Below are 19,067 nucleotides of genomic sequence, written 5' to 3' on the forward strand. Positions count from 1 at the left end.
GGAGCGCTTCGGAAGGTCCTGACTGCCTCCCGCTGTCCGGGCCGCGGGGCCCGGCCGGTGCTCGGAGCTGCGGATTCGGGGTGGGTTCCGCGGGCCCCGGAAGATCAGGCGTCGGTGAAGGTCTCGCGCTGCTCGGCCTTGCGCAACAGCAGTCCGGGCGGGGCGAACCGCTCGCCGTACTTCCCGGCCAGCTCACCCGCGCGGGCTACGAAGCCGGGCAGGCCGCCCTCGTAGCCGTTGATGTACTGCAGCACGCCGCCGGTCCACGACGGGAAGCCGATACCGAGGAGCGAGCCGATGTTGGCATCCGCCACCGAGACCAGCACACCCTCCTCCAGGCAGCGCACCGAGTCCAGCGCCTCGACGAAGAGCATCCGCTCCACCATCTCGGTCAGGTCAGCAGGCTGCTTCGAGGGATGCGTGAAGTGTGCGCGCAGTCCCGGCCAGAGGCGGGTGCGCCTGCCGTTCTCGTCGTACTCGTAGAAGCCGGCGTCGCCGCTGCGTCCGGGGCGGCCGAACTCGTCGATCATGCGGTCCACGACGGCGTCCGCCGGGTGCGGCTCCCAGGTCCCGCCCGCCGCCTCGACCGCACGGCGGCTCTCCTCGCGGATCCTGCGCGGGAGCGTCAGGGTGAGCTCGTCCATCAGGTTGAGGACCTTGGCCGGGTAGCCGGCCTGGGCTGCGGCCTGCTCGACGGAGGCCGGGTCGATGCCCTCACCCACCATCGCGACGCCCTCGTCGATGAAGTGGCCGATGACACGGGAGGTGAAGAAGCCGCGCGAGTCGTTGACCACAATCGGCGTCTTGCGGATCTGCCGCACCAGGTCGAAGGCGCGCGCCAGCGCCTCCTCCCCCGTCTTCTCGCCCTTGATGATCTCCACCAGCGGCATCCTGTCGACCGGCGAGAAGAAGTGGAGGCCGATGAAGTCCTGCGGCCGCTCCACCCCCTTGGCGAGGACGGTGATGGGCAGGGTGGAGGTGTTGGAGCACAGCAGGGCGTCAGAGGCGAGCACCTGCTGGATCTCCTGGAACACCTTGTGCTTGAGGCCGGTGTCCTCGAAGACGGCCTCGATCACCGCGTCGCAGCCGGCCAGGTCCTGCACGGAGGCGGTCGGGGTGATACGGGCCAGCAGCGCGGCCGCCTCCTCCTGCGTCGACTTGCCACGCGAGACTGCCTTGGCGCACAGCTTCTCGGAATAGGCCTTGCCCTTCGCCGCCGCCCGGGCGGAGACGTCCTTCAGCACGACGTCGATGCCCGCCGTGGCGCAGGAGTAGGCGACCCCGGCCCCCATCATGCCCGCGCCGAGCACAGCCACCCTGGTCACCTTGCGCGCCTCGACGCCCTTCGGGCGGCCGGCGCCGGAGTTGACCGCCTGCAGGTCGAAGAAGAACGCCTGGATCATGTTCTTGGTGACCTGCCCGGTGACCAGTTCCGTCAGATATCCGGCCTCCACCTCGAAGGCCGTGTCCACGTCGACCTGGGAACTCTCCACGGCTGCTGCGAGGATGTTGCGCGGCGCCGGGCTGGGGGCGCCCCCGGTCTTCTTCTTCAGCAGTGCGGGGAAGGCAGGGAGTTGCGCGGCGAGCTCGGGGTCCGAAGGGGTGCCGCCGGGGATGCGGTACCCAGGGGCGTCCCAAGGCTGCGCGGACTGCGGGTTGGCGTCGATGAACGCCCGCGCCCTGGCCAGGAGTTCGTCCGGACCGGCGGCGATCTCGTCGACCAGGCCGGCCTCCAGCGCGCGCGCCGGTCCGTACTGGGCGCCCTTCAGGAGGACCTTCTGCAGGGCGTCGGCCACACCGAACATGCGGACCGTGCGGGTCACTCCCCCACCGCCGGGGAGCAGACCCAGGGTGACTTCGGGAAGCCCGACGCGGGCGGCCGCGCCGTCCAGCACCACACGATGGTGACAGGCCAGGGCGATCTCGTAACCGCCGCCCAGGGCCGCGCCGTTGATGGCGGCGACGACCGGCTTGCCCAGCGTCTCCAGGACGCGCAGCGAACGCTTGACGCGCATCCCGGCCTCGAAGGAGGCCCCGGCGGTCTCGCGGGTGACGGAGATCAGGTCACGCAGGTCGCCGCCGGCGAAGAAGCTCTTCTTGGCGGAGGCCACGATGACGCCCCGGATGTCGTCACGGCGTTCCGTCAGCTGTTCCGCGACAGCGTCCAGCGAGTCGATGAACGCGGCGTTCATGGTGTTGGCGGACTGGTTGGGGTCGTCGAGTACGAGGGTGACGACGCCGGTCTCGTCCTGTTCCCAGCGGATGGTCGTGCTCTCGGTCATGTGTCTGTCTTCTCCGTAGGAAGGGGGACGGTCAGAGACGCTCGATGACGGTGGCGATGCCCATGCCGCCGCCCACACAGAGAGTGGCGAGGCCGTAGCGCTTGTCGCGCCGTTCCAGTTCGTCGATGAGGGTGCCGAGGATCATCGCGCCGGTGGCGCCGAGCGGGTGGCCGAGCGCGATGGCGCCGCCGTTGACGTTGATCCTGTCGAGGGAGAGCCCCATGTCGCGGGCGAAGCGCAGGACGACACCGGCGAACGCCTCGTTGATCTCGACGAGGTCGATGTCGTCGATGGTCAGTCCTGCCTTCGCGAGCGCCTTGCGGGTGGCGGGCGCGGGGCCGGTCAGCATGATCGTGGGCTCGGAACCGGAGACGGCGGCGGAGACGATCCGGGCGCGCGGGGTGAGCCCGTAGCGCTCGCCGATCTCCTTCGAACCGATCGCGACGAGTGCGGCGCCGTCCACGATGCCGGAGGAGTTGCCCGCATGGTGGACGTGCTCGATCTTCTCCACCCAGTGGTACTTCTGCAGCGCCACCGCGTCGAAGCCGCCCATCTCGCCGATCGCCGCGAACGACGGCTTGAGCCCGGCGAGCGAATCGGCGGTGGTGCCGGGGCGCATGTGCTCGTCGTGGTCGAGGACCAGCAGCCCGTTGCGGTCCCGCACGGGGACGACGGAGCGGTCGAAGCGCCCGTCCTTCCAGGCTGCGGCGGCCCGCTCCTGGGAGAGCGCCGCGTAGGTGTCCACGTCGTGCCGGGAGAGGCCCTCCAGGGTGGCGATCAGGTCGGCTCCGACGCCCTGCGGGACGAAGCCGGTGTCGTGGTTGGTACGCGGATCCAGCGCCCAGGCCCCACCGTCACTGCCCATCGGCACACGCGACATGGACTCCACGCCGCCTGCCAGGACCAGGTCCTCCCAGCCCGAACGCACCTTCATCGCAGCCATGTTGACGGCCTCCAGCCCGGACGCACAGAAGCGGTTCTCCTGCACTCCGGCCACCGTCTCCGGCAGACCCGCGAGGATGGCGGCGGTGCGGGCGATGTCCGCGCCCTGGTCGCCGAGCGGGCTGACCACACCGAGGACGATGTCGTCGATCGCCGCCGGGTCGAGGTCCGGGAAGCGGCGGAGGGTCTCGTGGATCAGCCCGACGACCAGGTCGACCGGTTTGGTGGCGTGCAGGGCCCCGTTGGCCTTGCCGCGACCGCGCGGGGTGCGGATCGCGTCGTACACATACGCTTCGGTGCTCACCTTGGTGCCTTCCATGTCGGATCTGGAGGAAACCGCGAACGCCACACGGTTGTTGCCGCGAGGAGTCGGCCCGCGCTCAACGGAGCAGCGAGCGGCCGATGATCTCCTTCATGATTTCGGTGGTGCCGCCGTAGATGGTCTGGATACGGCTGTCGAGGAAGGCCCGGGCCACTTTGAACTCGCTCATGTAGCCGTATCCGCCGTGGAGTTGCAGACAGCGGTCGACGAGCCGCTTCTGCAGCTCGGTGGCCCACCACTTGGCCATCGAGGCGTCCACGGCGTCGAGCCGGCCCTCGCTGTGCTCGGTGACGCAGCGGTCCAGGAAGGTCCGGGTGACCGCGGTCTCGGTGGCCATCTCGGCGATCTCGAAGCGGATGTGCTGGAGCCTGGCCAGAGGCTTCCCGAACGCCTCGCGCTCCTTCACGTACCGCGTGGTGACGTCCAGGATCTCCTCGGCCGCCGCGGCGGCGCCGACCGCGATGGCCAGCCGCTCCTGTGCGAGGTTGCCCATCAGATAGGCGAAGGCGTTGTTCTCCTCCCCCAGCAGGTTCTCCTTGGGGACGCGCACGTCGTCGAAGAACAACTCGGCTGTGTCCTGGGACTTCTGGCCGATCTTGTCCAGGTTTCGGCCCCGTTCGAAGCCCTCCGCTCCGCGTTCGACGACGAGCAGGCTCAGCCCGCCGCTTCCGCCCTCGGGGGTCGTACGGGCCACCACGACGACGAGATCGGCGAGGATGCCGTTGGAGATGAAGGTCTTCGTGCCGTTGAGCAGGTAGTGGTCACCCTGGTCCGTGGCGTCGGCCCGGATTCCCTGCAGGTCGGAGCCGGCGCCGGGTTCCGTCATGGCGATGGCGGTGACGAGGTCACCGGTCACGAAACCGGGCAGCCAACGGCTCTTCTGCTCCTCGTCGGCGAGCCGGGTCAGGTACGGGCCGACGATGTCGTTGTGCAGACTCAGGGCAAGTCCGGAGGCACCGGCGCGGGCGAACTCCTCGATGAGGACGGTGCTGTAGCGGAAGTCACCGGTTCCGCCGCCGCCGTACGCCTCGTCGACGGCCATGCCCAACAGGCCCTGGCGGCCGGCCGAGCGCCACACCTCGCGGTCGACGACGCCGTCCTTCTCCCAGCGCGCGTGGTGCGGGGCCACTTCCCTGGTGAGGAAGGCCCGCACCGTCTCGCGGAAGGCCTCGTGATCGGGGCCGTAGAGGTCCCGTTCCAGTGTCACAGCCAGCTCCTCACTTGCTCGATCAGCCGGGCGGGATCAGGGCCGAGGGGAGTGACGTTGAGCATGGTCACGCCCGCCTCACGGAAGACCTCGACACGGTCGCGGACATAGCCCTCGGGACCGGCCAGGCAGAGTTGCTCCAGCAGCTCGGCCGGTACGGCGGCCTCCGCCTCCTTCTTGCGGCCGGCGAGGTAGTGCTCCTGGATGGCGGCCGCGGCGGGCTCGTAGCCGTAGGAGCAGACGAGGTCGTGGTAGAAGTTGCGGCCGGGCGCCCCCATGCCGCCCACGTACAGGGCGACGGAAGGGCGCATCAGGTCGCGGATCGCCTCGGAGTCGTCGCCGATGGCCAGCAGGCCGCCCGCCACGATCGAGAGCGGTCCGAGCGCGGGGTCGCGCTTGGCGGTCCCTTCGGCCAGCGAATCGCCCCAGACCTTGGAGGCGTGCTCGGGGACGTAGAGGAACGGCAGCCATCCGTCGGCGATCTCGGCGGCCATCCTGACGTTGGCCGGGCCCAGCGCCGCGAGGTAGACGGGAATGGTGTCGCGGACGGGGTGGTTCAGCAGTTTCAGCGGCTTGCCGAGGGTGCCACCCTTCTCCGGCGGCAGCGGCAGGTCGGTGATGCCGTGGTGTTCGATCACCTCGCGCCGCCAGATCCGCCGGGACAGTTCGATCACCTCGCGGGCGCGGCCCAGCGGCCGGTCGTAACGGCGGCCGTGCCAGCCTTCGACGACCTGGGGACCGGAGGCGCCGATGCCGAGGATGGCGCGGCCTCCGCTGAGGGCGTCGAGGCCGGCGGCGGTCTGGGCGATCAGTGCGGGGGTGCGCGAGTAGACGTTGAGGATGGCCGAGCCGATCCGCATCCGCTCGGTCCTCGCGGCGAGGTATCCCATGATCGTCGGGGAGTCGAAGCCGTACGCCTCGGCCACCCAGACGGCGTCGAGGCAGGCGGACTCCAGGGCCGCGGCCCGGTCCGCGGTGGCGCGCGGATCGGCGGCGTACGTCAGGGGTGAGGACAGCTCCATCAGCAGTGGTCCTTCAGCAGTTCGGGCACGTCCCAGTCGCGGGCCACGTCGGGGGTGTGCGCGCCGGGGACGGCGGGGGGCAGCCGCAGAGTGCCGGGGGTGTCGGAGAAGCGCGGGGCGGGGGCGGGCTGGGTGATGCCGTACGCCTCCGTGTAGGTGCCACGTTCGGTCAGGTGCCGGTGGCCGGCTGCCTCGTGCAGCGAGAGCACGGGCGCGACGCAGGCGTCGGAACCCTCGAAGACCGCTGTCCACTCCTCTCGGGTGGCGCTCTTGAACCGGGTGGTGAACCGGGCCCGGAGATCAGGCCAGTTGCTCGGGTCGGCGCGGTCCGGCAGTTCGTCCCCGTCCAGGCCCAGCAGAGAGACGAACACCGTGTAGAACTGCGGCTCCAGCGCGCCGACCGCCATCCAGCCGCCGTCAGCCGTCTCGTACACGCCGTAGTAGGGGCGGCCGCCGTCGAGCAGGTTGCTGCCGCGGGCGTCCTGCCAGGTGCCTTCGGCGAGCATGCCCCAGAACATGGTGGTGAGGTGTGCGGTGCCGTCCACGATCGCGGCGTCCACCACCTGGCCGCGGCCGGTGGCGCGGGCGGTGAGCAGCGCGGCGAGTACGCCGGTGGTCAGGTACAGGGAGCCGCCCCCGTAGTCGCCGAGCAGGTTGGCCGGGAAGGCGGGCGGACCGTCCGGTGCGCCGCTCATGGACAGGGCTCCGGCGGTGGCGATGTAGCCGATGTCATGCCCGGCCTGCGACGCGAGGGGCCCGCGCTGGCCCCAGCCGGTCATCCGGCCGTACACGAGCGCGGGGTTGACGGCCATGCACTCCTCGGGGCCGACCCCGAGCCGCTCCGCGACACCTGGCCGGTAGCCCTCCACGAGGATCTCGGCGCGTGCCACCAACGCCCGTACGATTCCCGGCCCTTCGGGTGCCTTGAGGTCGACCAGGACGGAGCGCTTGTTGCGGTTGGTCACGTCGTGGGCGGGATCGCCACCGAGGGGCGAGGGGCCGGGGCGGTCCACGCGCACCACGTCCGCGCCCAGGTCGGCGAGCAGCATCGCGGCGAACGGGCCGGGGCCGATCCCCGCCAGCTCGACCACGCGCACGCCGTCCAGGGGGCCCGCCACGGTGCGGCCGGGAGGGTCGGTGGAGTGATGGCTCATGGGTTCCTCTCTCGGCGCGCGGCGGGTTCGCCGCTCAACCGGGGCCTTACTGAGCGTTCGCTAAGAACGTAGAAGCGCAACGACGGGCGGTCAACTCCTCGCGCAGCCACAGTTTTTGTGGTCCCATACCGGGGAATCGAGATCGAGCCGGCTATCGATCGCACGAATTCCCTGACCGACCGCTAAGCGACAGAAGGGGGCTGCTTCGGACTCACGGCCGTACGATGCCGCCGATCGCCGCCCGCCCCGAGGAGAGCCGTTGAGTACCGAACCGAGCCAGCCCACCGCGCCCCCGGCCGAGCACTGGCGCTCCTACGGACCGCTCGATCTGCACCCGATCCTGACGCACGCCATGGTGGCCTTCAACGAGCACGGCTACCACGGCACTTCGGTGCGGGACATCGCCGGACGGGTCGGCGTCACCGTGCCCGCGCTGTACTACCACTACGAGAACAAGCAGGCCCTGCTGGCCACGCTGCTCGAGACGTCCATCAAGGACGTCCTGGACCGCTGCCGGGCCGCGGCCGGGGAGGCCGGGGACGATCCGCTGGCGCGACTCTGCGGCATGGTCGAGTCGATCGTGCTCTACATGGCCCACCGGCAGCAACTGGCCTTCCTCGACACCGAGATCCGCAGCCTGGAGCCACCGAACAGGGCCCGCTACGTCGCCCTGCGCGACTACCTCGAGCACATGCTGCTGGACACCGTCGAGGCGGGCCGCGCCCGGGGCGTGTTCACCACACCGATCCCGGCCGACGCGACGCGTTCGGTGCTCATCATGTGCCAGGGGGTCGCCAACTGGTTCCGCGCGGACGGCCCGCTCACCGCGGAGGAGGTCGCCGAACGCCACGTGCTGCTGAGCCTTGGCACCGTGGGCCACCCCGGCGCGGTCACCGGCGACCTCACGTTCCCGTTCTCACGGCGCTCCTCACTCGCGCAGACCTCCGCACCCCGGGGCTCCGCCGCACGCACTTCCTGACGTTTCACTCCGTGGTTCACACCACCCCGACGAGAGGACAGCCCTCATGAACGAGCACGAGGCCCTCACCCGGTTCCAGGAGCTCCGGGAGAACGACGGCCCGGTCGACACCTTCGAACTCGACGAGATCTGGGCCCTGCTGGCCACCGTCCGTCCCGAGGAGATACTCGGTGAGTGGAAGGGCGGCGAGTTCCGCACCGGTCACCCTCTCGACGGCATGCTGGACGAGGCCGGCTGGTACGGCAAGACGTTCACCTCCGTGCACGACGCCAAGCCGCTGATCTGCCGGAACGATGCGGGCGAGCTGTACTCCAACCGCGAGCTGGGACAGGGCGAGGCCAGCCTGTGGACCGTCGAGTTCCGGGGCGAGCCGACGGCCACCATGGTCTACGACGGCCGGCCGGTCTTCGACCACTTCAAGCAGGTGGACGACACCACGCTGATGGGGATCATGAACGCCAAGGGTGTCCCCGCCGAGGGCCCCTTCTACTACTTCTTCCTCGAGCGCGCCCCCGAGGCCCCGCACGGAAGCCCTCGCGCCGAAGAGGACTCGTGAGGCGCATCCGCGCCGCGCTCACCGAGGCGCCGGGCGCACCCTTCACCATCCGGGACGCGGACCTGGAGGACCCGCGGCCGCACGAGGTGCTGGTGAGGATGACGGCGGTCGGCGTCTGTCACACCGACCTCGGGATGCGGGACGCCTGGCCCCGCCACCTCACCCCGATGGTCTTCGGCCACGAGGGTGCCGGCCTGGTCGAGGCGGTGGGCCCGGAGGTGACGGGCCTCTCGCCCGGCGACCACGTCTGCCTCACCTTCGCCAGTTGCGGCACCTGCGAGCAGTGCGCTGCGAACCACCCGGCCTACTGCCACGCGGCGCAGGCCCTGAACTTCTCCGGCGGACGTGAGGACGGCACCACTGCGCTCTCGCTCGACGGCACACGGCTCCACGCCGGCTTCTTCGGCCAGTCCAGCTTCGCCACGCACGCCGTCGTCCACGAACGCGGCGTGGTCAAGGTGCCCTCCGACCTGCCGGCCGCGATCGCGGCGCCGCTGGGCTGCGGCGGTCAGACGGGCGCGGGCACCGTACTCAACCGGCTGCGCCCCGAGCCGGGTTCCTCGCTGGTCGTCCTGGGCGCGGGCGGGGTCGGCCTGAGCGCGCTGATGGCCGCGGTGGCCGTGGGCTGCGACCCGGTGGTGGCCGTCGATCCGGTCGCCTCCCGCCGCGCCCTGGCCGTCGATCTCGGCGCCGAGGCGGCCCTGGCCCCCGGGGACGGAATGGTGGCGGCGCTCCGCGACCTCACCGGCGGCGGTGCGCACCACGTCGTCGAGACGACCGGCCGTCCGGAGATGGCCCGCCGGGCCGTCGGTGCTCTGCGCCCGCGCGGCGAACTCGCGCTACTCGGCCTCGGTGGTGAGGTGACGTTCGACGTGATGGGCCTGCTCGCCAAGGGCGTCCGCGTTCACGGGGTGATCGAGGGTGACTCCGACCCCGGCCGCTTCGTCCCCGAGCTGATCGGCCTACACAGGCGCGGCCTGTTCCCCATCGACCGGCTGGTCTCCACGTTCCCGTTCGAGGAGATCGAAGCGGCCGTGGCCGCCATGCGGGACGGCAGCGTGGTCAAACCCGTCCTCACCTTCACCTGACAGGCGGGTCCGGCCGAACGCGTCGGCGGACGGCACCTCCGCCCGCCGGAACACCGACAAGTGATGCGGAAGTCACGTCCTGCGCGAGCGGCGCCGAGACCGCCCGGCTCCATGACGGCGTGTGATTGACTGATCCGCATGGCCTCCGCCTCCCGATCCGCCCGTTCGGCCGCGCCCGCCGACCGGGCCCCGGCTACCCGGCCCCGCAACCGCAGGCAGCTCATCGTCGAGGCGGCGGGACGGGTCTTCAGTGAGCGCGGCTACCACACGGCGTCCATGGAAGAAGTCGCCGCCGGCGTGGGCATCACCGCGGCCGCCCTGTACCGGCACTTCCCGAACAAGTACGCCCTGTTCGCCGAGTGCGCCGACGTCATGGTGGACGGACTGGTCGCCGTACTGGACGAGGTGCCGCCCGGGGCCCCCTTGCCGGATCTACTCACCGCGATCACCCGGATCACCGTCGCGCATCGCGCGTCGGGCGGCGTGTACCGATGGGAGGCCCGCTACCTCAGCCTCGAGGACCGCCGGCGCCTGGCGGTGAAGTTCGGCCGTCTCGTCGCGCGGGTCGACGAGGCGGTGCAGCGCGCGCACCCCCTGCCCGACGAGCGCCTGCGCGCCGTGGCGGCCCTCGGCGCGATCGCCTCCATCACGATGCATCACACCTCCATCGCCCAACGCCGCGCCGAGGAACTGCTGCTGGCGTCCGCGCTGCGCGTGGTGGCGAGCGAACCCGCGGCGGGCCGGGCCGGTGCGCACCCCGTCGAGCTGCCCGCCCAGCCGGTGCCGCGCACCCGACGCGCGGAGATCCTCGCGGCCTCCGTGCCGCTGTTCGCCCGGGACGGATTCGCCAGCGTCACGAACGGACAGATCGCGGAGGCGGTGGGGCTGACCCCTTCCGCGCTCTACCGCCACTACCCCGGCAAGATCGACATCCTGGCGGCGGCGTGCCTCCAGGCGGCGGGACTGCTGGCCCAGGGTGTGGAACGGAGTCTGCGCGAGGTGGACGGCCCGCATGACGCCATCGCCGCGCTGGCAGCGACGTACGTGGCCTACAGCTTCGAGTACACCGAACTCAACAGCGTCGCCGAGGCGGAGCTCGCCGGCCTGCCCGCCGGCCTGCGGCGGCCCCTCGTCCTCGCCCAACGGGAACACATCGCTGTCTGGGAGCAGCAACTGCGGCTGGCCCGGCCTGAATTGGACCCGCGCCAGACCCGGGTGCTGGTGCACGCGGGGTTCGGTGTGGTGGTCGAGGCGGGACGCAGACTGCGGTGGCAGGACAGCCCCGGCCACCGTGAGGCCGTGACCGCTCTGGTCGTGGGCGCCCTGGGTCTCTGAACGGACCTCGCGACCGGGCAAGCGGCCAGGGCCCTTCGCCTGTCACGTCGGTACCCGCCCCTCCACGTGATCCGTCGCGGGGCGGGCACCGGGAGGGTGCAACCTGCGGCTCAGTCCTTCCTGTTCCCGGTGGGGATCGTGATGGGGGTGGTGGTCCCGGAGTCGCCCTTGTTGAGGAACAGCATGCCGAGGGCGCGCACCATCTGGTCGATCGCGTAGAAGCTGCCGGGCATGACGGGCGACAGTCCCTCACGGAACAGGATGTACGCCGGCCATGCGGTGCGGACCAGGGCCGCCGCCACATAGTCGCGCTTCAGGCCCAGCCAGTCGCCGACCTGGTCGCTGAGGACGTAGCGTACGAACTCGTTCAGGAACCCGCGCGTGACTCCGAGGTCGACCTGTGCGGTCAGGCCGAGCAGTTCCTCGGCCAGCGCGATGCCCTCGGTCGTCGGGGTGAGGATCGGGGTGAGGACCTTCGCCGACTGCGCTTCCGCGGCCGCCCAAGTCTGCGGAATGTACTCGTCCGGCACACCGAGCAGGTGGACGGCGACCTGCCACGAGTGCAGGAACGCCTCCTGGTCCGCGACCGGGTACTTGATCTTCCAGTCGAGCAGTTTCCTGTGTACGTAGGTGCCCAGGCTGTGGAAGGTGACCAGGATGTCGGCGGCACTGATCGGGATCGTCTCGTCGGCGACCGCCTTCCAGTGCGGAGACTGCGGCAGCAGGTGACGCACCGCGGCGTGCACCACGCGCGTCTTGTTGGCCGTGACGATGAACTGCCCTTCCGGCTCGAACGCCTTCAGCTGGGACAGGTCGTAGCCGAACGTGAACGTCTTGGCCGCGCGGTCCTGCATGTCGGAGCCGCCCGCGGCCCAGTAGACGCTCTTGGCCTCGCGCGGGATCACGGTGCTCATGATTCCGCTGCCGAGGCCGTACAGCATGAAGAGGTACAGGTCCCTGCGCCGGTTGAAGTCGGCGGCGCGGGCCAGCTTGGCGGGGTCGGCCCAGGAGGGCAGCTTGTTGACCTGCCCCAGGTACGCGGCGAAGTCCGTCGGCATGCCGCTGGGCAGCGGGTCGTTGTTGTTGACCCATGACTCCCACGCGGTGTTGATGGCGGGCACATGACCGTTCTCGAGCATCGAAACCATCAGAGGGTCCGCTGCCTCGTCCCAGATCCACTGCGGACCGTTCCCCGCGTCGGCCCCAGCCACCGAACCCGTCGACGCCCACGCCTGGGCGGGACTCGCCACGCCCACGAGACCGAGCGCGACGCCGAGCGAAAGAATCTTTCGCCTGCTGAGATTGTCCATTGACTTACCTGCTTCCCTGAGGGGCCAGACGGTCTTAGATGCCATCGCAGACTTGCCAGTTGCACGTCCCATGCGCGATGCAACCGCGTCGCACAGATGTGATTTTCGATTAACATAGCGAGGTACGTTGCCGTCGGCAATGGTGGTGACCGAGCGGCTCGTCGCCAATGCCGTTCCGCTGTCCGGCAGTTGCCTGAGTACGCTGCCGGCCGGGAAGGGCGCCGCCCGGAGCGGGCGTCACCCCCGGTTCGCCAGACACCACCCCGGCCGTCGGGCAGCAGTGGGCCATCCAGGAGATCACCCAGGCGCCGCGCACGAGCGGATCCGCAGTCGCCACCGGCTCCTTCCGCCTGGTCAACCGCTACAGCGGTCTGGCCCTCAGCCTGAGCGGCCAGGGGGACCGGTCCGTCCTCACCTCCCCGCAGCGCGACTGGGACAACGGCGGTACGACGGGCGACACCCGGCCCGTCGCCGCGCAGAGCCTCGCATTCGTCCCCGGGGACGGCGGCGCTGCCGGCACCGTGGCCGTAACGGACCCGGGTGACAGGAGAAGGACCGCGGGCAGCGCCATCACTCCGGTCCAGGTCCAAGGCGCCGGTTCGTCGGGCGCGGGTCTCACGTACAAGGCCGCGGGGCTGCCCGCCGGGTTGTCGCTCGACTCCTCCACGGGCCGTGTCTCGCTCGAGATCTACGACTTCTGGCCGAGCCCCTCGCCCCGGCGGCCCAGGTGCCCCATCGCACCCGGGCCGCCGGCTGCGGCTCGCCGTACAAACGCCGGAGGATCCACCCGGGCGCCTCCACAGGTGCCCCCAAAGGCGCAGCGGCCGATCGCTTGGATGCAGACCCAGACACACTGAATGCGCCCCGCGCACTACCCCCGTCCGGTGATCGGATTACGCATTACACCAGGTCAGGGCCATGCGGCGAGCCTCATGATTTCCCCATTCAATTGAATGGGGAAATTCCCTGACCTCCCCATCCGGTTTGCGGCTTCGCATTCCGTGCATTCCACTCGATACGTACGGCAACCCCATTTCCCACAGGACGGGGCAACACCCATGTACACCAAGGAATCCACTGCCACCGACATCGAGCTCGACCTCGACGAGGCGCTCAACCCGGGCGAGGCCGAAGGCTTCTACCGCGACTCCCGCGAGTGCGCGTATCTCGCCCTCCTCGGAGGCGGCTCCGCACTGCTGCTCTCGCCGCCGACCCCCCGCCCCAAGAAGGGCTAGTCGGTAGCAAATGGACCAGTCACATGCTTCGTCCCCCCTCGCGGGTGCCGTGCATGACCTGGCAACAGAGGTGGTCCTCGCTCTTCGGAGCGGGGACCACCTCGCCACGGTGTGCGGCGCGGCGGGAATCGACGAGGACAACCGGACAGGAATCGCCGCGGTACGCGTCATCGGCGCCGATCTGCTTCTGCCCAGCGTGTTGTACGGGCGCAGTCCGCACCCCGGAGACATCGCCGTGCTCCAGCGTGCCGTGCGGGAGTTCCCGCCCCGGCCCGACGCCTCCGACGCCGCGGTCTGGAGCCACTGGGGCATGATGTCCGCCCTGCACAGGACGGCAGCGGCCACCGCCCCCGGGCAGCCGCCTGCCGTACCCGGCACCGACGAGCCGAATGCGGCGTGGCTCGAACAGACCCCATGGCAGGCCTTCACCCATCAACTCTCCGTGCTGGCCCCGCTCGCCGTCCCCGCCGCCTCGTCGGCCGTGCACCGGGCCGCCGCCCACCGGGTCGTCGACCTGTCCCGGGGGTTCGTCCGCGCGGTGCGGCGGCGCAACTGGCTCCAGGCGGCGGGCGCCGGCCGCTGGCTGGCCGCGCTGGACGGCCGGCCCGACAGCCTGGGCCTGGACCGCGGACTCGACTTCGTCGAGCTCATGGGCGGCGCGGACCCCCGCGTCGCGTTGCACGTACGGGCGGCCCGGCTGACGGCCGAGGGGCGGGCGCGGTGACGGTACCGGTGGCCACCGCCCCCGGCGGTACGGCGGGCACGGCGCTGTCCGTCCTGCCCGCGGTGCTGCGGAAGGCGCTCGGCTGGGCCGACGCCCACCGTGCGGGCTTCGTGCTCCCCCCGGACGTGCTGGACCCGCACACCCAAGTCAACAGCACGCTCAAACCCCTCGGCGAACTCGCCCAGCTCTGCACCACGATCCGCCGCAGCACCGCACCGGGCTCCCCCGAACACAGGACGGCCGGGGAGCTCATCGCCTTCGCGTGGGACCAGGTGCGCGCGGGCGACCTGCTGCTGGAGTTGCTGCGCGGTGAGCCCTTTGCCGCGTATCCGTACGAGATCTACGCCGCCTTCGCCGGATACGGACTGCGCAACGAGGGCTTCGAGCGTCTGGCCGGGGCACTCTCCGCGACCAGGGGCTGGGCCCATACCGAGCAGCAGGCCAACCGGGAACTGGGGCTGATCAATTCGGAGCGGCGGGTCGGCGACGCCCTCCACGCCGACGCCGGTTCGGTCCTCGCCCGCACCTGGCTGGGCGGGCTGTCCGAACCGTGGATGTTCGAGGGGCCTTCCGGATACGCGCTGACCCACACCGTCTTCCACATCACGGACTGGTGCTGTGTTCCCGAGCGGATGCCCGCCGGCATCGACGCCTATCTGCGGGCCTGGCTGCCGCCCTGGATCGACGGATGTCTGGAGAGCTTGCAGTGGGACCTGACCGGCGAACTGCTCGCGGTCGCCGCGGCACTTCCGGGGCCGCCGCCCACCGACCTGCTGGACGCGGCCTGGCCCGCGCTCGCCGCCGCGCAGGCCCCGAGCGGTGCCGTACCGGAGACGGGCCCCACGGCGTCTCCGGCAAAGACGCCACAGGCAGCGGCCTCGCAGGGCAACGCGGACCCGGAGCCGGACCCGTACCCCTTCCTCGCCTGTTATCACTCCACCCTGGTGACCGCGTTCGCCGCCGCGCTGTCCCTCAAGCGGCTCACCACGCACCGGGCGGATGCCACCACCGCGGACACCGGGGCCGCTGTATGAGCCGCACCGGTCTCCGCACCCGCCGCACGAAGGGAGTTGCCGCATGAGCGGCATCCAGCAGGTCCACGACGTGGGCGCGCGGGCCCTGGGATGGCTCTACGAGCACCGGGCAGGGTTCCGGCTGGACGACGACCCACCACCCGAGGTGGGGGTCCTGGACCGGTTCAAGCCGCTCGGCGAACTGGCGCTCATCAGCAAGGTCATCTTCCGGGAAGGCGTCGCCGGCTCCCGGCAGGCCGACCTGGCGCGCAAGCTCCTCGACCACGCCTGGCACGAACTGCTGGGCTCCGGGAGACGGTTGCTCGACGGTCAGCGGCGCGAACCGCTCTGCCCCGTACCGATGGAGGTCTACGTACCGTTCCGGGAGCTGGGGTTCCGGGAGCCGTCGCTGGAGACCGCCGTCCGGCTGAACCACCGGCTGACCAGCTGGGGCGCACTGGAGGTCGTACCGGTGCGCCGGCTCGGACTCAGCGCCATGGAGCGCCGCTTCGGAGTGGAGCCGAGCATGCCGGTCGACGAGGCGTACCGGCGCACCTGGCTGTCCCGACGGCCCGAGCCGTGGACCGTCGAGGGCAACATCGGATACGACATCACCCACACGGTCTTCCATCTGACCGACTGGGGCGCCAACCCGGCCGGGCTGCCCGCCGACGTGGCGGACTACCTCGCCCTGTGGCTGCCGGTGTGGCTCGACGACTGGCTCGACCTCGGACGCTGGGACCTGCTGGGTGAACTGCTCGTCGTCGACGCCTGCCTTCCCGAGCCGACCCTCGACCCGGCGGCCTGGGAGGGATTCGCCGCGGCCCAGCAGCCGGACGGCGCGATGCCGGTGATGGGCAGCATGCCGGAAGGTGACGAGGAGTCCGTCTTCGACCTCGTCTACCACCCCACGCTGGTGGCGGCGTTCGCTTCGGCGCTGGCCCTGTCCCGCGCCCTGTCGGACCTCGCGGCCCCGGCCCCGGCCCCGGCGTGACGGCCCCCCAAGAGGTCCGGGGAACCTCCGCCGGCCGTCCGTCCCGGGGCGACGGCGAGAGGGCCCGCCTGCTGGCCGATGCGGCCCGGACCATCGACGCACCCGACCTCGTGATCGCACTCAGCCACCGGTCCCGGCGCACCTACCAGTGCGACGGAGGCGTGCAGCCGGACAACGCACCCCGCTACGAGCTCGGTTCCGCGTCCAAGCCCTTCACCGGGCTGCTCCTGGCCGCACTCGTCGCGGCGGGCCGCCTGCGCTACGAGGACTCGGCGGCCGAAGTGCTGGCCCCAGGTCGCCCGGTGCATCCCTCCGTGCACGCCATCACCCTGCGCCATCTCATCACCCACACCTCGGGCCTCCGCGCACTGCCGGCCGATTTCTACCCGCAGGCGCTGCCCCGGTGGTCGACGGCACCGTACAGCCGCTACCCGGCAGACCGCCTCGTCCGGGCTTTCCTCCGCGCCCGCCCGCGCCACCGGCCGGGCACCCGCTGGCACTACTCGAACTTCGCCGTCTCCGTACTCGGCCATACCCTGGCAGCCGCCACCGGTACGCCCTGGGAGACGCTGCTCCAGCAGGAGGTGCTGGACCCGCTGGGCCTGCACGGCACGCGGCTGCGCCCGAGCCCGCCGCCGCACGACGCCGTGGGGCACCGGCGCGACGGCCGGCCGCTGCCCGCGCTGGACACCGGCGGCTTCAACGCCGCCGGAGCGGTCCGGGCGACACCTCCGGACCTGCTCACGTTCCTGGAGGCGCATCTCCAGGCAACCGCCGCACCCACGCGCCCACCGGCCGCCGCGTTCTCGGACGTACGGCACCCACTGCTGCGGCGCGGACTGCGGCACGCCCATACGCACACGCTCACCTGGTTCTGCCATCCGTCGGCGCGCGGGCCGGTCCTCTTCCACGCGGGGGCCACGCTCGGTCAGCAGATGTTCCTCGGCTTCCGCCCGGACACCGGTACCGCGGTGGCGGCGATGTGTACCCGGCGGGTGCACAGGGCGGACCCGTTCATCGCGACGATCCACGAACTGCTGACGGAGAAGCTCTGACCTCAGGAGTTCCCACTGCGCGCAAGCGTCCGACCCGGTCGAGGACGCGCGTGGACGATCGAGGGCCGGTTCCGGATGTCTCCGGAACCGGCCCTCGACCTACGGCTGTCTCCAGTCGGGACGGCAGGACGCGATGCGTTGGTCTGCTCGTCCGCCGGTGGTGTTGCCGGCGCTCGGCACCACGGTCGGTGCGGGGGCTCGGTGGTGTGGTGTCGGTGGTGGGGAGGGTCAGCCGCGGATCTCGCGGGTTTCGCGGGTGAACCGCCGGTGGCCGATCAGCTTGTAGGCCACACGGGCCGGAGCCGGCAGGACCTTCATGAACCGTCGCCGTTCCACGTCATCGGTTTCCTCGGTGATGTGGCCGAGGATGACCAGCCTCCGCGTGAGGGGGATCGCACTGATGCCGTGCTTACCGAGTGCGTCCCATTCGCTCTGCGTCAGTGTGACGGAGGCGATCGGCAGTATTTCCTGCTCCTCCTCGGCCAGGTGCTCGATCAGTGTCGGCATCATGGCATCGATGCGGGCAGCCATCCGCTCGCCCGCGGCAGCGTCCGCGCTCGCCGTCCACGCCGACAACTCCGCGTCGACGGCCGTGACGGCGTCGTCGACCTGTGCGTGCTGCGCGTCCATCCGGTGCATCAGCTCCTGGCCGAGGGCTGCTCGCTCACGCAGCAGCGGAAAGAGCAGCTCGTCCTCGCCGGTGTGGTGCGTGTGGAGGAAAGTCAGCATCTCCCGGGCGTGCGCACCGATGACCTTGGATCGCGCACGGTCACCGGCCGCGGTGCGGAACAGCCGCGGAAGCTGACCGAACTCGCGCCGGAGGACGCGGTGGATCAGCACCATCTCATGGGTGTCGACGCCGGGCCCGGGGGTACTCACCGTGACCCCTCGACGGCCGCGGTGTTCCGGACGGCTTCACGTGCCGTGATCGCCGGCCGGCCGATGAGCCTGACCAGATCGTCACTGTCGGTGAACAGTTCTCCGCGGGCCAGCCCGGCATCGGCATCAGCCAGCGCGGCGGCCATCTCCGGAGGCAGCCCGGCACCCGTCAAAGTCGCGGTGTAGTCAGCCACCTGCATGTCCCGGTAGGCGATGTGAGTGCCCAGGACATCGCTGAACGTGGCGGCTAGTTCGGTCAGCGTGAACGGCGTTCCGCCGAGTTCGTAGGTCATACCGAGGTGGCCGCCCTGCGTCAGCACCACGGCCGCGGCCGCAGCCAGGTCACGTCGGCCGGCCGCGCTGACACGCCCGTCGCGCGCACTGCCCAGCAGCGCGTGGTACTGGGTGATCATCGGGAGCTGGTCGGTGTAGTTCTCCAGGTACCAGCCGTTACGCAGGATGACGAACGGCAACCCGCTGTCACGCAGGTACTCCTCGGTGCGGTGATGCGCGTCAGCGAGCTTCATCTGCGCGGTCGAGGCGTTGAGGATGCTGGTGTACACGATGCGGGAGACACCTGCCCGGCGCGCCGCGTCGATGGCGTTGCGGGCGTTGTCGAACCGCTCACCCACCGTCGTCGTGGAAACCAACACCATCGCGTCGGCACCCGCGAAAGCGTCGTCGAGGGTGTCCGGGTCGGCAAAGTCCGCGCGCCGGACTGTGACCCCGTTCCGTGCGAGGTCGGCGAGTTTGCCGATGTCCCGGCCGGTGGCCACGATCTCCTGCGGCGGCGTTCCGGCGGCGAGGAGCTGATCGACGATGAGCCGGCCGAGGTGACCCGAGGCTCCGGTGATGACAGTGGACATGGTATTTCCCTTCGACAAATGTTCGGTGTGTGAGTGCATTACGGCGTGGGTGAGTTTCCGGTGCCGTGGGGTGAGTGGCCGGCCCGCTGCGCCGGAGGACACAC

18 protein-coding genes are annotated in these 19,067 nt (G+C 70.8%); 10 read left to right on the top strand and 8 right to left on the bottom strand.

Annotation, left to right across the window (positions count from 1 at the left end; translation table 11 throughout):
- Positions 1-104: 104 nt before the first annotated feature.
- The 5 genes from ACIBJG_RS33625 to ACIBJG_RS33645 all read right to left on the bottom strand — a co-directional run bounded on the left by ACIBJG_RS33625 (position 105) and on the right by ACIBJG_RS33645 (position 6,929).
- Positions 105-2,282 (bottom strand): 3-hydroxyacyl-CoA dehydrogenase NAD-binding domain-containing protein, encoded by a 2,178-nt coding sequence (locus tag ACIBJG_RS33625; RefSeq protein ID WP_399313434.1) that lies wholly within the window; start codon positions 2,280-2,282, stop codon positions 105-107.
- A 31-nt stretch (positions 2,283-2,313) separates the two neighbouring features.
- Positions 2,314-3,528, bottom strand: a complete 1,215-nt coding sequence (locus ACIBJG_RS33630) for an acetyl-CoA C-acetyltransferase (protein ID WP_399313436.1) — start codon at positions 3,526-3,528, stop codon at positions 2,314-2,316.
- Positions 3,529-3,604: 76 nt separating this feature from the next.
- Positions 3,605-4,753 carry an acyl-CoA dehydrogenase family protein gene (locus tag ACIBJG_RS33635; protein ID WP_399313438.1) on the bottom strand — a complete coding sequence of 383 codons (1,149 nt, stop codon included), beginning with the start codon at positions 4,751-4,753 and terminating at the stop codon, positions 3,605-3,607.
- Positions 4,750-5,775: an LLM class F420-dependent oxidoreductase gene (locus tag ACIBJG_RS33640; RefSeq protein WP_399313440.1), complete on the bottom strand. Its 1,026-nt coding sequence runs from the start codon at positions 5,773-5,775 to the stop codon at positions 4,750-4,752. The genes ACIBJG_RS33635 and ACIBJG_RS33640 overlap by 4 nt, the downstream gene beginning before the upstream one ends.
- On the bottom strand, positions 5,775-6,929 hold the full coding sequence (locus ACIBJG_RS33645) for a CaiB/BaiF CoA transferase family protein (RefSeq protein WP_399313442.1): 1,155 nt from the start codon (positions 6,927-6,929) through the stop codon (positions 5,775-5,777). Before ACIBJG_RS33645 ends, ACIBJG_RS33640 begins: the two co-directional genes overlap by 1 nt.
- A 259-nt stretch (positions 6,930-7,188) precedes the next feature.
- Here ACIBJG_RS33645 and ACIBJG_RS33650 point away from each other — a divergent pair, with 259 nt between their 5' ends.
- The 4 genes from ACIBJG_RS33650 (at position 7,189) to ACIBJG_RS33665 (ending at position 10,887) form a co-directional block, all read left to right on the top strand.
- Positions 7,189-7,908 (top strand): TetR/AcrR family transcriptional regulator, encoded by a 720-nt coding sequence (locus tag ACIBJG_RS33650; RefSeq protein WP_399313444.1) that lies wholly within the window; start codon positions 7,189-7,191, stop codon positions 7,906-7,908.
- A 46-nt stretch (positions 7,909-7,954) separates the two neighbouring features.
- Positions 7,955-8,464, top strand: a complete 510-nt coding sequence (locus ACIBJG_RS33655) for a DUF4334 domain-containing protein (protein ID WP_399313446.1) — start codon at positions 7,955-7,957, stop codon at positions 8,462-8,464.
- Positions 8,461-9,552 (top strand): NAD(P)-dependent alcohol dehydrogenase, encoded by a 1,092-nt coding sequence (locus ACIBJG_RS33660; RefSeq protein ID WP_399313447.1) that lies wholly within the window; start codon positions 8,461-8,463, stop codon positions 9,550-9,552. The genes ACIBJG_RS33655 and ACIBJG_RS33660 overlap by 4 nt, the downstream gene beginning before the upstream one ends.
- A 138-nt stretch (positions 9,553-9,690) precedes the next feature.
- Positions 9,691-10,887 (top strand): TetR/AcrR family transcriptional regulator, encoded by a 1,197-nt coding sequence (locus ACIBJG_RS33665; protein ID WP_399313449.1) that lies wholly within the window; start codon positions 9,691-9,693, stop codon positions 10,885-10,887.
- Between the two features lie 110 nt (positions 10,888-10,997).
- Here the strand turns inward: ACIBJG_RS33665 and ACIBJG_RS33670 are convergent, their stop codons facing one another.
- Positions 10,998-12,197 carry an oxygenase MpaB family protein gene (locus tag ACIBJG_RS33670; protein ID WP_399313451.1) on the bottom strand — a complete coding sequence of 400 codons (1,200 nt, stop codon included), beginning with the start codon at positions 12,195-12,197 and terminating at the stop codon, positions 10,998-11,000.
- Between the two features lie 521 nt (positions 12,198-12,718).
- On the opposite strand from ACIBJG_RS33670, the gene ACIBJG_RS33675 reads away from it, so the two are divergent.
- From ACIBJG_RS33675 to ACIBJG_RS33700, 6 genes are all read left to right on the top strand, one after another.
- On the top strand, positions 12,719-13,054 hold the full coding sequence (locus tag ACIBJG_RS33675) for an Ig domain-containing protein (protein WP_399313453.1): 336 nt from the start codon (positions 12,719-12,721) through the stop codon (positions 13,052-13,054).
- A gap of 201 nt (positions 13,055-13,255) precedes the next feature.
- Positions 13,256-13,432, top strand: a complete 177-nt coding sequence (locus tag ACIBJG_RS33680; RefSeq protein ID WP_363023523.1) for a hypothetical protein — start codon at positions 13,256-13,258, stop codon at positions 13,430-13,432.
- A 10-nt stretch (positions 13,433-13,442) separates the two neighbouring features.
- Positions 13,443-14,156 carry a hypothetical protein gene (locus ACIBJG_RS33685; protein WP_399313455.1) on the top strand — a complete coding sequence of 238 codons (714 nt, stop codon included), beginning with the start codon at positions 13,443-13,445 and terminating at the stop codon, positions 14,154-14,156.
- Positions 14,153-15,190: a DUF6895 family protein gene (locus ACIBJG_RS33690; RefSeq protein WP_399313458.1), complete on the top strand. Its 1,038-nt coding sequence runs from the start codon at positions 14,153-14,155 to the stop codon at positions 15,188-15,190. The genes ACIBJG_RS33685 and ACIBJG_RS33690 overlap by 4 nt, the downstream gene beginning before the upstream one ends.
- A 43-nt stretch (positions 15,191-15,233) precedes the next feature.
- Complete coding sequence (locus ACIBJG_RS33695; RefSeq protein WP_399313459.1) at positions 15,234-16,163, top strand: DUF6895 family protein; 930 nt, start codon at positions 15,234-15,236, stop codon at positions 16,161-16,163.
- Positions 16,160-17,218: a serine hydrolase domain-containing protein gene (locus ACIBJG_RS33700; protein ID WP_399313462.1), complete on the top strand. Its 1,059-nt coding sequence runs from the start codon at positions 16,160-16,162 to the stop codon at positions 17,216-17,218. The genes ACIBJG_RS33695 and ACIBJG_RS33700 overlap by 4 nt, the downstream gene beginning before the upstream one ends.
- A gap of 228 nt (positions 17,219-17,446) precedes the next feature.
- Here the strand turns inward: ACIBJG_RS33700 and ACIBJG_RS33705 are convergent, their stop codons facing one another.
- Positions 17,447-18,097: a hemerythrin domain-containing protein gene (locus ACIBJG_RS33705; RefSeq protein ID WP_399313464.1), complete on the bottom strand. Its 651-nt coding sequence runs from the start codon at positions 18,095-18,097 to the stop codon at positions 17,447-17,449.
- The gene (locus ACIBJG_RS33710; RefSeq protein ID WP_399313465.1) at positions 18,094-18,963 is read right to left on the bottom strand and encodes an NAD(P)H-binding protein; all 870 of its coding nucleotides are present in this window, start codon (positions 18,961-18,963) and stop codon (positions 18,094-18,096) included. Before ACIBJG_RS33710 ends, ACIBJG_RS33705 begins: the two co-directional genes overlap by 4 nt.
- Between the last annotated feature and the right edge of the window lie 104 nt (positions 18,964-19,067).

This window comes from Streptomyces sp. NPDC050422 (assembly GCF_044458665.1).
In the GTDB taxonomy this organism is placed as follows: Bacteria; Actinomycetota; Actinomycetes; order Streptomycetales; family Streptomycetaceae; genus Streptomyces.

Bases quoted from the DNA above. Each gene is read 5' to 3' on its own strand.
- ACIBJG_RS33655 (WP_399313446.1), top strand. From the start codon at position 7,955: ATGAACGAGCACGAGGCCCTCACCCGGTTCCAGGAGCTCCGGGAGAAC.
- ACIBJG_RS33670 (WP_399313451.1), bottom strand. From the start codon at position 12,197: ATGGACAATCTCAGCAGGCGAAAGATTCTTTCGCTCGGCGTCGCGCTC.
- ACIBJG_RS33665 (WP_399313449.1), top strand. From the start codon at position 9,691: ATGGCCTCCGCCTCCCGATCCGCCCGTTCGGCCGCGCCCGCCGACCGG.
- ACIBJG_RS33695 (WP_399313459.1), top strand. From the start codon at position 15,234: ATGAGCGGCATCCAGCAGGTCCACGACGTGGGCGCGCGGGCCCTGGGA.
- ACIBJG_RS33710 (WP_399313465.1), bottom strand. From the start codon at position 18,963: ATGTCCACTGTCATCACCGGAGCCTCGGGTCACCTCGGCCGGCTCATC.
- ACIBJG_RS33640 (WP_399313440.1), bottom strand. From the start codon at position 5,775: ATGGAGCTGTCCTCACCCCTGACGTACGCCGCCGATCCGCGCGCCACC.
- ACIBJG_RS33625 (WP_399313434.1), bottom strand. From the start codon at position 2,282: ATGACCGAGAGCACGACCATCCGCTGGGAACAGGACGAGACCGGCGTC.
- ACIBJG_RS33680 (WP_363023523.1), top strand. From the start codon at position 13,256: ATGTACACCAAGGAATCCACTGCCACCGACATCGAGCTCGACCTCGAC.
- ACIBJG_RS33685 (WP_399313455.1), top strand. From the start codon at position 13,443: ATGGACCAGTCACATGCTTCGTCCCCCCTCGCGGGTGCCGTGCATGAC.
- ACIBJG_RS33645 (WP_399313442.1), bottom strand. From the start codon at position 6,929: ATGAGCCATCACTCCACCGACCCTCCCGGCCGCACCGTGGCGGGCCCC.